We start from the raw sequence: 12,571 nt of genomic DNA on the forward strand, positions 1-12,571 counted from the left end.
CCAAAGATTTTTATCATAGTGCACATATAAAAAGGAGAAAAACTTTATGTCTATCAGTCCAACTTAAACTTCCCTGTTTTATCAATAATTTAGAAATGGGGGATAAATTTGAAATCAAATCGTAATTTTCTTTTATTGATGCTTGGTCAGTCACTTGCCAATATAGGTGATGTTATATATATTGTCGGTGTTATTAGCGTTATTTACAGTTTAACCGAGTCTGCAACCGCAGCTGCTTTCGTTCCATTTACCATTACTTTTTCTATGTTTATTTCAAGTATTTTAACACCACTGCTTATTGGAGCGTTTAATTTAAAACATTTATTGATTGGTTCGCAAATAGGGAAAACGGTTATATTATTTGGTTTAGGTACTTTTTTGACGATAGGAATAGATTTAAGTAACTTTACTTTTATATTTATATTAATCGCAGGGATTGCATTTCTTGATGGTTGTGCCAATCCAATTAGGCAGACTTTGATTCCTTATTATGTGGAAGAAGAAAGCTTAGTTAAAGCAAACGCAATAGCAGAAACAATTACCCAGTCCATTCAAATAGGAACGTGGTTTTTTGGAAGTTTGTTATTGATTGTGTTAAATCCCAGCCTACTAATATGGCTGGTTACTGTGCTATTTGTTTTTGCGAGCATTATTTTGAGTTTGTTAAAAAGTGTGGAACACAAAGCAGAGAAGCAAGAGAAAAAGTGGATACTATTAACACAAGGATGGCAAACGATTAAAGGATCACCCGTTTTAAAAACGGTTGCACAAATGGAGTTTTTTGAAACACTCGCGGGCTCAGTTTGGATAGCAGCAATATTATTAGTCTATGTTGAACAGGCATTAAATGCAGAGGAGTACTGGGGTTTAATAAACAGTTCGTTTTTTGTTGGGTTAGTGTTAGGTAGTTTAATCTGTATTAAGTTTGACTTATATGTAGATCGAAATCGTCATGTTTTTATTATCACAGGAGCTTTTATGACTTGCCTTTTTACGATTGTATTCGGGTTGACGAGTTTCCCTGTAATCGCATTGATTTTATCTGTCTTAATTGGGCTTTTTGGACAATTAAAAAACATTCCTCAACAAACCTTAGTTCAAACAAGCGTACCAAAAGAACAATTGGCAACCGTATATACATCCCTTGGCACTATTGGAACTGGTGCATTCGGAATTGCCTCTCTGGCGATGGGCATTCTTTCTGATTATTTCGGAGTTCGTAGTGTTTTTGTACTTTCCGGTGTTTTACTTGCAGTGGTTAGTATCATGGCAATTAAGAATAGGAATTTATTTAGAAAAATTGTTGAGTAAGATAATTCATATTTTAGTTTGATTAAACGGCTGACTTTACGTGTTTTCTTATTGAGGAATTAAGTAACTTCCTAATCGTGATGTATGTCAACCTAGGGTGTATTCGCGATACATGTGAGTTGTGAGTTAAGCAATTAAAGAGGCAAACAAGAGTACTCTTTACTTTAAAAAATAAGTCAGTAACGTATAAGTGATGGTATGTTAAATAATATTTTTTGAAAAGTGGTGGAGGCCTTGTGGTTTGAATGGAACGATTTTCTTAGTTATTTAGGTGTTCCCATATTTTTCCCTATCATCACTTTACGAAGTTTTGTTTTTGTCTGTGCTGTTTTTATAAACCGTATTGAATTTTATAAAGGGATGTGTTTTTAAATGATGCTATTTAAAAGTATGGGCCTCGTATTAGCAATTATTATTATTGGGTTAGGGCTATATTTTTTATTTTTCAAGAAAACTAAAAATAGAAATAGTTCTATACTTGGCTATGCCTATTTGATTGCCGGAGCTTTTGGTTTATTTGTAACGTTGTCTCTTTGGTGAGTTCCTAGTGTTATGTCAACCAGAATGCATGGAACATATAAGTAACACAGAGATGAATGGCTGTGTTACTTATAAAACCAATTATTTAAATACAACGATTGTTGTGAAATAAAAGTAGGTATTTTACAATCACTACACGTAGATGAACAATAGGGAAAGCGCAAATGGAAAAGGTGATGTATTAGCTCTTTCATTTGCGCTTTACAGTTAGTTGTAATACCTGTTTTATGCAATACGTTTGAAGGTATTTTCGTTAAAAAAGTAATTTTCATACGAGAATAAAGTCCCGCAAAGAGGAGAACAAATGCTTCTCCCTTTTTTTCGAAACTCAACTATGTAAAACGCACTCTTTATGACTAGGGAGACTGTGAATATGAAAAGTTATTTAATCTATATTTTTTTAATAATCGTAATTACTATAGCTGCAATAGACACTTGGGGAGAAACACTTAAAACTATCATGTACGTAATCGCTATTATAAGCGCCATAGCCTTAATCATTATAAAAGCGATTGAAAAGAGTACAAACTAAAGAGTAAGATATCCCTTTTTATCTTTCACAAAAGCCAATTAAGAATGAGAGCATCCATTGCTGGTGAAGATCCTGCCAGTTTATAAAGTCCAAATGAATATGAAGCTACCTAATGTGCAATTTTTTCCGAACTTCGTTCATCATCTCAAAAGGAGCAAGAATCAAAAGGTAGACGGGTCGATTTTTGGCAACACGTTCAAGCATAACCGAATATCTCAGCAGTTGATTTTGACTTTCCATGTAATCCTGGACCAGGACACTTAAATCATCTTCGGATGAAAGTCCACTTAATTGTCTACTAATGTTTCAATATGCTAGATCAAAAAAAACGGCTAAAGATGTAAATTCAGCCGCTCCTTTGCAACCTCTGTCAGCTCGATATCTGCATAAGCACCATAGCGAACTGAGCCGTCAAAATCTACTGCATCTGCTGGCCAACTAACCTATGGTGCTACTACATCGCCCCAGTTCAACACGCCAAATTTGTCGTAGTCAGCGTTGTCACGTGTGTAATGAATACGCACAGTATTTTCTGGTAAATCAACTGGTTCGTACGTATATAGGTGATCTGAACCTTGTTTAATCCAAATTTCATTCATCTCTGGTGTAGAAATGGGTACGCCTTTGTCTCCACCGTCTTTACCAGCGTCACCAGCTGTTATCTCCATCACAAGGAATCCAATATTTTTCGCACCTTCAGCTAGCGGAACATCAATATATGATCCATATCGATCCGTTTTTTCAAACACCGTTGCACCTACTGGCCAGTTAGTCGAGGGTGAAGCTACATCATTCCATAGCCATGCGCCATAGTTTTCATACCTATTGTCCGTGCGATTATAGTGAATACGGATGTTATTCGCAGGAATTGGTTCCACATTGTCTCCTGTAACAACCGCACCCGTAATATTTCCACCTTCAACTGTTAATAAGACAGTACCCCCGTCAGTATTCGAAGGAAGTCGAACAATCATTTCTCCAGCTTCATTTGCTGTGTAAACCTCTCCAGAATAATAATCCGTCACTACAGCATCTTGTGAATCCACCGTTACTGTCACGTCTTTTGCTTCTTCAGCAACGTTCAATCCAACATATATAGATTGATCTTTATAGTAACGTGAGAATAATAAGAATTTATCTGAATCAGATCCACCTACAAATGTTCTTTCCCCTTTAGCAAATACTTTAGAATAATCACTTCTAAAATTCAGGATCTTTGTGTAGTGATCTAACACATCATTATTTTCTACTTGATCCCAAGCAAAGTCGTAGCGATTATCGTATTGCGGGTAGTTATTTGCACCACTTTGCCCAAGTTCTTCTCCGTAATAAATAACGGGTTGTCCTTTTGAAGTTGCTTGAAGGGATGCGGCAACTTTTAGCTTACCTTTGTCTCCAGCTAATGAGTAAAGGAATCCGTCTTCATCGTGGCTGCTTAAAAATTGCCCTAATGTTGCGGTATTATCAACTTTTTCATTTCGATCAATAAGCTCATCATTTGCAGCTTTCAGGTTTCCATTTACGAATGTTCGAGCTGTCTCTTTAAACCTAAAGTCCAGTAAAGAATCCATCATGCCTGTTTCAAGGTAGCCTAGGTCATTATCAACATTTGCACCCCAAGCTTCACCAATCATTTTAAACTCAGGCATTTTGTCAGTTAGCGCATTTTTGAAGTTCATCCACGTTGCATCTTCCACATGCTTCACAGTATCTACACGGAAGTAGTCAATCGTGTTACCTTTAGCTGTTGTCGCTTGGTCAATCCAGCTCGTTTGCCAATCAATGATTTGCTGACGAACGGCAGGGTCTTCCGTTTTAAAATCAGGAAGTCCAGCTAATTCACCAACAACCTCATCCGTTCCAACATTTGCGCCTTGACGGACAATATCGCTAAATCGACTACGATCCTCATCTGTTGGGAAACCTGCAGGCGGGTTAGCCATATTTCCATCTAGCTCTTTCAAACCATAACCTGTATGATTTAACACCACATCCACCATGATTTTCATATTACGGTCATGTGCTGCATCAATTAACTCATGGAAATCTTCCATTGTTCCAAAATGCGGATTTAATTTCCCGAAATTACTAGCCCAGTAGCCATGATAGCCGTAATAAGGGTCTACAGATGTACCGTTCGTTTCGACAAAGCGTACATCATATTTTATATTTTCTACAATTGGGCTAATCCAAATTGTATTGACACCGAGATTATCTAGATAATCTAGTTTTGTCGTAATCCCTTTCATATCGCCACCTTGATAAGTACCACGCGCATCGGCATCATAGGTAAGATCATAAGGGTCGTTGTTCGTCGAATCACCATCAAAAAATCTGTCTGTTAGCATAAAGTAAATCACAGACTCGTCCCAATCAAAATCAGACTCTCCGGTCGATTGTCTCGTTTTAACTTCTACTTCTGCTGATCCTCCATATGTACTTCCATATGAATCCACAACGGTTAATGGAATGGTTTTGGTTCCAGCTGTTATGTCATCATCTACTGCAATCGCAATCTCTTTTAAGGATGGATCAATCTCCAATTTAGGTGATTCGCCTAAAGAAGAAGCATCGGCAAAGATTTTTCTAATGGTAAGTCCGTCTGTTAACCCTTGAATATCAACAGATAATACAGCATTTTGATTGTAGTCAATAACTGCTGGTTGTACTGATCCTAAAACCGTCAAATCTGCTTGAATGTATTCAATCAAAGAAATGCCATCTACTGCATTGTAAGGATCATTAGCTTCCGTTGTAACACCACATTTTGTAACGAGAAATGTGTATGCATTTTTACCATTTGGAATATTTTTGTATGAACATATAAATCTCTCATTCTCTGGTTCATAGGTCATTTCATTCGTTTGCCCATCAAACTTTAACTCGACTTTTTCAATGGTGTCCATTTCATCGCTCGTGAAAAGGGCTTTATCACGGTAATAAAACGTCGCGTTCCCTTGGTCAATAACAGGAGATGAGCCATCCGGAACAATTCTAATTTCCTCCACCCCACTTGTAATATAAGCTTTTGTCAGTGAATCGTTGTTATTCACTTTAATAAACGATCTCCAAACTCTAAGCTCAAAACCATATTTGAAACTACAAAAATCAACATTTATTTACATGAAAAATATTACAGCAGTTTTTAGTAAATCGCAACAGCAAAGTTAGAATATTCAGAATTAGTTTTACTCTTTGGGTGGCACCTTTTCCCCTTTTAGTACCTGTGCATTTTAAGCCAAATAGTGCCACCTGCTCACTTTTGGACGGTACACCTGCTGCATTATAACCTAGGGAACGCAAAGAATATTGCGGCGGGTGTGCGTCAGTCGCTCGCCTTCAACCTTCACGGGCACAGGTCTTTGATTTTGGATGACTAGATTGGTACCACACTCTATAATAAATATCGCCGAAGATGCGGCGGCTCGGTGCTATCTATAAATATCATTCTGCGTTACTCGAATGAAGAATTTCACACACTCTACCGTATCTGTGTAGGACACCAATGTCCTTCAATTTGTGGCTTACACAGGCACGAAAAAATACGCTCTATTGTAATTCCTAAAACATATTGTTAATAAATGTTATATGCAACAATCAACGTAAATATAAAGGTGTGAAGTAAATGACACGAAGTGGTTACTTAGGGTAAGTTTAGCTAACTACTCTCTATTAAAAAGGAAATAAGGTTTATAGTCGATTTTTAGTAAGAACTATTGCTTTATTTAAAAGTCTGATATCACTCCGTATAAGTTTTTTTATATAGGCAATATCGCAATTGTAATAATCTTGTTCTAACCGTCTGATTTCATGACGCATAAGTTTCATAGGTGGAACGTCCTCCTTATTATTTTGCCTTTGTTTCTTTGTGTTTACCTCTTAATTCATGAAATTAAACCGTTTGTCCCAAAAACATAAATAAAATGAAAAAAAGGAGGAAAGTGAAAGTCTCACTTTGCTCCTTTATGAATTATTTTCAAGCAATTTTATTGAACCAACAAGCCTCTAGCTTCTCTGAATTCCTTAATATGTTTATCGAGGATATGACCTTTGTCGATGACAATTGCTTCACGAACCATATCCGTCCAATTTCCATCAGATAGCATGTCTACCATTGTGCAAAACTCTTCGCTCAACACTTTTGTAACGGTATGTGGAAACATAGCAGGCGTATTATCGACTGTATAATGAATCACACCGTCAACCGTATAAACCGGATCGTCAATAGTCGAAGGACGTGAAGTCTCAATTTCTAAGTTAGGATCGCAACTTACATCGACAATCATCGCACCGTTTTTAAGGCTTTTTAAATCTTCTTTATAGATGATTCGATCTGTTCTGCTAGTATCCCACATTACGCAGTTAACGAGAACATCATAATCGTTCATATTTTTTCTGAATAAGGATTCCAATTTTCTACCGTAAACGTCAACATCTGCGCCTAGTCCATGGAGAATTCTTAGAGCCCCTTTAGCTGTATGGCCATTGCCTAAAATCGCAACTTTAGTTTCATATGGCATCTTGCCACAGTATTGGTACGCTTGCAGAATCGCAGCTTCTCCAGCAATTTCTCTGTTGCGATAGAAGATATACCTTCCACCATCAAACATTTCTTCCCAGGCCATAACGGTATGATTACCTGCTAATACTGCATCTGTAAATTTGATGTCTTGAACTGCATGTGCCCATCCAATTAATAGTTTGCCAGGCGGCAACTTATCAAAGTAATCCGCATCACCTAATTTAACATCAACAATCCCGTCGCACTCCAACACACGCTCTCTAGAAACGATATGTACGCCAGATACTCTATATTCTTCATCCGAATAGCCTAAATCAGACCCATACCCTTGTTCAAAATATAACTGGTCTACACATTTAATGTTCGGTAAATCCTTTGGAAGTATCGCTCTTCTTTTTTCATTGTTCTTATGGCTTATGACAAACCCTAGTGTATAAATAATAAAACCTCCAGTGATGAGACCATCTCTTTTCATCTTACCATATACCGGAAAGAATATAAGCATTATGTATTTACGGGTGGCACCATACCCCCTTATGGTACCTGTGCATTTTAGGTAAAAAAGTGCCCCCCAATTCAAGAGGACAAGACTAACTGACGATCCTTGGATATAGGGGAGCATTTTGGAACTGCATATTCGACAACTTAAAAAAATTCACTTTTATTCACCTTATTATTTTCCGACTTAAATACTACTACCTTTAAATATCCAGTTAACTTAGTAGTTCTAAAATACTATATTTGATACTTTTAATGAGATAATAATATTATTTAATAGTAAAAATATAGGTATTATATCCGTTTTAAAATATAGTCCTATAGTATATATTTATCTTAACAGATATGAATATGTCGATAGAAAGAGAGATTCGGCAATTCTTTATTTGAAAAAGGCAAAAATGTCGAAAGACGTTGACGCAAAGCTGCAGGTCTACGGTTTTACAAACTATGACGGCTGGGTTGCTAAGAGTGAAGAGTGATCGTTATCATTTTAATAAATCTTTTAACCCTGACCAACAATCAGGAGGAAACAATAATGAATTCAATTTTCAAGAAATTAGTAACAGGAACAGCAGTATTAGCTTTATCAATGACAGCATTTGCATCGGCTTCACTGGCGACTGATTCAAGCACAGAAATAACAGGTACCTCACTGCCTACACTATCTCCAGTAGTGACATCTTCATTTAATAGCATTACTTTAGATGGTAAAACCCAAGTAGTTACAGCTAAAATCAATACATTTGATGTTACGGATGCAACAGGAACGGGTAATGGGTGGAATGTCACAGTTTCAGCTACTCAGTTTACTCAAGCCGCAGGTGCAAATCCATTAGCTACAGGTGCATTATCTTTAGCAGCGCCAGTAGTAAATGAAAAAGAACTGGGTTCTTCAAACTTTGCTAATATTACTAAATCTACTGTGGGGTTAATCGATGTTGTAACTCCATTGACTTTGCTTACTGCTTTAGCTGGAGAAGGAATGGGTACCTACACAGTTTCTGATATTCCAATGACATTAACTTTACTGCCAAAAGAAGTTTATGCAGGAACTTACACTTCAACAATTACTACAACAATTGAATCTGGACCTGGTCTATAAAATAATTTATTAACTCGTATATTTGACGCCATGTCTCAATGACATGGCTTTTTTTAGTATTTGGAAGTTCGGTTACTATGTAAATACCTATTACAAACAATAAAAATGTAAAATTTACATTTCAGGAGGGTTCCCATGTTTATTCGTATTCTTGCAATAATAATTGTTCTTTTTAGTTTGCCAATATATGCTTCTGCTGCAGAATCTCAAAAAACTATGCAAGTAGTACCTATATATCCAGCTAATCAAGTAACTGCAACAAAAGGTTATTTTGATGTTGATGTCAAACCTGGAGAGCAGCTTACACTTTATGTCCGTTTGAAAAATAGTGATAAAAACTCGATCACGGTTCATGTGCAAGGGGCTAACGCATATACGAGCTCAACTGGTGGTATTTTCTATGAAACAGAAGTAGATTCGGATGATTCGATGCTACTTGAAGATGCCGTTCGTATGACTAATTACTTAGAAGTAGAAGAAAGTGTAGAGATTCCTGCTGGTGAGTCGTTCGAAGTACCAATTCAAGTAACGGTTCCTGAAAGTGATGGAGAAACCTTACTCGGAGGAATTCTCTTAACGCAAGAAGCAAAATCTAAAGATGAAGACTTAGAGGAAACTGGAAAAGACGAAGCGAAGTTTGTTATAAATACTGAAACAAGGTATGCAATCGCGATTAAGTTAAACCTTGAAAACAAGTCTGATCCTAACTTTTCTTTAGGAAAGGCTGGTTTTATTTCAAATACTGCAAAAGTCTTTATTGAAATGATAAATGATGCTCAAATGATTCAAGGAGAAATCGAAGGGTCTTATTCCATTTTAGATAGTGAGGGAACGGAGCTTTTTAAAGGGATGATAAATCCTTTGAATATGGCGCCAAAGTCTAAAATCAGATTTCCTTTTGCTTGGGACCACGAGTCGCTCGAAGATGGAAATTATACATTAGCTATAAAAGGACATGCTGGGAAAACAGAATTTTCAGCTGAAGAAAATTTCACCATTTCAAACAAAGAAGTGCAGGAATATGCTGAAAAGTCTAATCCGAATGCTGTACTTAAACAAGGTATGCCAACTTGGGTTTGGATTGTTGGAGCCATTGTTTTTGGAATCATTATGTTTTTAATGGGCAGAAGAAAGAAACCAACAGTTAAAGACACTCATGTCCCATAAAACACATCCTTAGTGAAAAAAATCGTTTCAGAATTGTGGGTGGAACGTTTCCCCCTTTTGGTACCTGTGGATTTTAGGTAAAATAGTGCCACCCAACTCAAGATGACAAGAAACAAGTGACAATGCCAAGGTTATAGCTGGACATATGAAGTTTTCCGACTCGCTTTGGAAGGCAAACCTACTGCATCATATCCTAGAGAGTAAAAACGAACATATATAGCAACAATTTAATTCTTAATAGACTGTATAAAAAGACCGTCTCCTTGAAGCCATTCGGCTATAAAAACATCTCTGTAGTCAGTAATATTTTGGGTATTTAATTGTGATTTTAACCAAGATTCATTAAATCCCAAATCAATCATTTCATCCCATAAAACTTCACCATCTCTTATTAAAGTGACTGGTACATAAACTGCTTTTGAAGGCATATTAAAATCCTCCTGAGCAGTTTTTTGGTACTTTGATTTCTTTAAAATACTAATCGACCCGTTCGCCTCTAAATAACAATAGGCAACTTCACGAATAGAAAAGGTTTCACTTTGTCGAAGTAGACTTTGTAACTGATTAATATTCATCCTATTTTTCTTTAACGATTCTCGATCTACGATTCCATTTTTGATAAGTGCCGAAGGTTCCCCTTCAACCACACCCCTAAATGCAAGGAATTTTTGACTTAGATATTCAACAGAAAAAAGTAATCCCCCCCAAATAATCATCGAATAAACAATATAAAATACGCCTATTTTATGATCATATACAGCATTTCCTAATAGTTCGCCTAATACAATAGCTGCAATAAAGGTAAAAGGAGTAATTTGATTAATGATTTTTTTTCCTACAAACTTAACTATTAAGAAAAGGAAAATAAATCCAATTATAAGTTCAATTGTTAAGTACATGATTTTCATTTTTTATAACACTCCGTTCATCTTTAATCTGCCCTAATTATTGCTTGAATATAATCTCAAGCCCCTTAAAACGGACAAATCTTGTATATAAATGATATATGAAAAGACGAAACCTGATATTTAGCTCCAGTTGTAGATATTATTTCATCGCTTACGCAGAACTCATATTTAGACAAAATTCTGAAAAGGCAATGCTTTTCATCCCTGGGATGCGAAAGGTCGTATCCGGACGATAATAATCGATCTCATCAAATCAGCTTTGGGAATGAACTCTTCATCCAAATTCTCTGAATCCCCCCCTCCCCCCGACTTGGAGGAGTCACTTGAACAGTCCAAAGCCTACTTGATGCAATTTCTTAATCCAAGCGCTAGCCGTCGTAATATTTCACTTAAACGGATAGCCGCCTAAAATCTCATCCTCTATTACCGGCACACACGGAATAAAACTCGGGTTCTCCTTTAGCATTGTCATCGGCTCTTTCCTCAATTTATCAATCTATTTCCTTAGAATATCACCGTCTTCAATCATTATTGAGGAGTGATTTACGTTTATTTTCTTCCTATAAGTTAAACACTTTAATCTTGTTCGTTGGGAAGTTCAATTTTCATTCTCTCATGTTTAAAAACAGAGGTATGTTTCAATACTTAAAGTATTGGTGCTATTAAATGTACTAAACCTTATAGGAAAGGCTGGATGATATTGATGTCAATGAACGAAAAATTACCCCATGATAAAAGCCTTGATATCAGTCTCTCCCTAATGCGAGAGGGATACCTTTATATTGGAAATAGAGTTGACCGATATCAATCCGAGTTATTTGCAGCCCGATTGATGGGACAAAAAGTTATTTGCATGAGTGGAAAAGATGCCGCGAAGATGTTTTACGATTCTGAACGATTTCAACGAAGCGGTGCAATTCCTAAGAGGATACAAAAATCATTACTAGGTGAAGATGGAGTTCAGACGATGGATGGTGAAGCGCATATTCACCGAAAGCTTCTTTTTATGTCTCTTATGACTCCTAAACATGAAAAGCAATTAGCCAAACTTACGATGGAGCATTGGCAATCTTCTATTAGTAAATGGGAAAGCGTAAAAAAGGTTGTACTTTTTGATGAAGCAAAAAATATTTTGTGTCGGATTGCATGTGATTGGGCTGGAGTTCCTCTAGAGGAATCAGAGGTCGAAGTGAGGGCAAACGACTTTAGTGCAATGGTGGACGCATTTGGAGCAGTTGGACCACGACACTGGGCTGGGAGAAGAGCTAGGACTAGAACTGAAGAGTGGATTAAAGGTGTTATTGATGACGTTCGACAAGGAAAGTTAAAGGTTATGGAAGGTTCCGCACTTTATGAAATTACTTTTCATAAGAAGCTTGAAGGTGGCCAATTAAATTCACAAATTGCCGCAGTAGAACTTATTAATGTATTACGTCCGATTGTTGCAATTGCTACATTCATTACCTTTACAGCTTTAGCTTTATATGAACATCCAACGCATAAAGAAAAATTGCAATCAGGTGACAAAAAAGAACTTGAAATGTTTGTACAAGAAGTACGTCGTTTCTACCCGTTTGGTCCATTTATAGGAGCAAAGGTTCGTAAGGGCTTCATTTGGAATGACTTCCATTTTGAAAAAGGAATGCTGGTATTTCTTGATATGTATGGTACAAATCACGACCCTCGAAACTGGGAAAATCCAAATGATTTCAGACCTGATCGTTTTAAGGAAAGGAAGAGTAATTTATTTGATTTTATTCCTCAAGGTGCTGGTGACCCAGCCCAAGGACATCGTTGTCCTGGTGAAGGCATTACCGTCGAAGTCATGAAAGTAAGCCTAGATTTCCTCGTTAACAAGATTAAGTTTGATGTTCCAGATCAGGACATAAGCTATAGTTTAGTTAAAATGCCAACCTTACCTGAAAGTGGATTTGTAATGAGTAATATTAGACGTCAATGATTTCTTTGGTGATACCAGAGCTCAAACT

General features: G+C 36.7%; 7 protein-coding genes, 1 pseudogene and 1 riboswitch. Of the genes and pseudogenes, 5 read left to right on the plus strand and 3 right to left on the minus strand.

Annotated elements, in window-relative coordinates; genetic code table 11:
* The first annotated feature begins 108 nt into the window (after window positions 1-108).
* Both E2636_RS12725 and E2636_RS19015 read left to right on the plus strand, forming a co-directional pair.
* Window positions 109-1,311, plus strand: a complete 1,203-nt coding sequence (locus tag E2636_RS12725) for an MFS transporter (RefSeq protein WP_134210530.1) — start codon at window positions 109-111, stop codon at window positions 1,309-1,311.
* A 372-nt stretch (window positions 1,312-1,683) separates the two neighbouring features.
* Window positions 1,684-1,851, plus strand: coding sequence for a hypothetical protein (locus E2636_RS19015; RefSeq protein WP_166669519.1), 168 nt, complete (start codon window positions 1,684-1,686; stop codon window positions 1,849-1,851).
* Window positions 1,852-2,736: 885 nt separating this feature from the next.
* Here E2636_RS19015 and E2636_RS12730 read toward each other — a convergent pair.
* Window positions 2,737-5,445: pseudogene (locus E2636_RS12730) on the minus strand (alpha-amylase family glycosyl hydrolase); the annotation flags it as partial.
* 924 nt (window positions 5,446-6,369) lie between these two features.
* On the minus strand, window positions 6,370-7,380 hold the full coding sequence (locus tag E2636_RS12735) for a N(5)-(carboxyethyl)ornithine synthase (RefSeq protein ID WP_243840638.1): 1,011 nt from the start codon (window positions 7,378-7,380) through the stop codon (window positions 6,370-6,372).
* A 407-nt stretch (window positions 7,381-7,787) separates the two neighbouring features.
* A riboswitch (cyclic di-GMP riboswitch) is annotated at window positions 7,788-7,873 on the plus strand.
* Between the two features lie 68 nt (window positions 7,874-7,941).
* Here E2636_RS12735 and E2636_RS12740 point away from each other — a divergent pair.
* Together E2636_RS12740 and E2636_RS12745 are read left to right on the plus strand one after the other, a co-directional pair.
* Entirely contained in the window at window positions 7,942-8,508 is a 567-nt protein-coding gene (locus E2636_RS12740) for a WxL domain-containing protein (RefSeq protein WP_134210531.1), read from the plus strand.
* 135 nt (window positions 8,509-8,643) lie between these two features.
* On the plus strand, window positions 8,644-9,675 hold the full coding sequence (locus E2636_RS12745) for a DUF916 domain-containing protein (RefSeq protein WP_134210532.1): 1,032 nt from the start codon (window positions 8,644-8,646) through the stop codon (window positions 9,673-9,675).
* Window positions 9,676-9,902: 227 nt separating this feature from the next.
* Here the strand turns inward: E2636_RS12745 and E2636_RS12750 are convergent, their stop codons facing one another.
* Window positions 9,903-10,583, minus strand: coding sequence for a DUF421 domain-containing protein (locus tag E2636_RS12750; protein ID WP_134210533.1), 681 nt, complete (start codon window positions 10,581-10,583; stop codon window positions 9,903-9,905).
* A 709-nt stretch (window positions 10,584-11,292) separates the two neighbouring features.
* Here E2636_RS12750 and E2636_RS12755 point away from each other — a divergent pair.
* Window positions 11,293-12,543, plus strand: a complete 1,251-nt coding sequence (locus E2636_RS12755; protein ID WP_208324071.1) for a CYP152 family fatty-acid peroxygenase CypC — start codon at window positions 11,293-11,295, stop codon at window positions 12,541-12,543.
* Window positions 12,544-12,571: the final 28 nt, after the last annotated feature.

The sequence above is a fragment of the Paenisporosarcina antarctica genome, assembly GCF_004367585.1.
Classification (GTDB): domain Bacteria; phylum Bacillota; class Bacilli; order Bacillales_A; family Planococcaceae; genus Paenisporosarcina; species Paenisporosarcina antarctica.

What these genes read in the sequence shown, in the direction of transcription:
- E2636_RS19015 (WP_166669519.1), top strand. Translation starts at nt 1,684, where the DNA reads ATGATGCTATTTAAAAGTATGGGCCTCGTATTAGCAATTATTATTATT.
- E2636_RS12735 (WP_243840638.1), bottom strand. Translation starts at nt 7,380, where the DNA reads ATGAAAAGAGATGGTCTCATCACTGGAGGTTTTATTATTTATACACTA.
- E2636_RS12740 (WP_134210531.1), top strand. Translation starts at nt 7,942, where the DNA reads ATGAATTCAATTTTCAAGAAATTAGTAACAGGAACAGCAGTATTAGCT.
- E2636_RS12745 (WP_134210532.1), top strand. Translation starts at nt 8,644, where the DNA reads ATGTTTATTCGTATTCTTGCAATAATAATTGTTCTTTTTAGTTTGCCA.
- E2636_RS12750 (WP_134210533.1), bottom strand. Translation starts at nt 10,583, where the DNA reads ATGAAAATCATGTACTTAACAATTGAACTTATAATTGGATTTATTTTC.
- E2636_RS12755 (WP_208324071.1), top strand. Translation starts at nt 11,293, where the DNA reads ATGAACGAAAAATTACCCCATGATAAAAGCCTTGATATCAGTCTCTCC.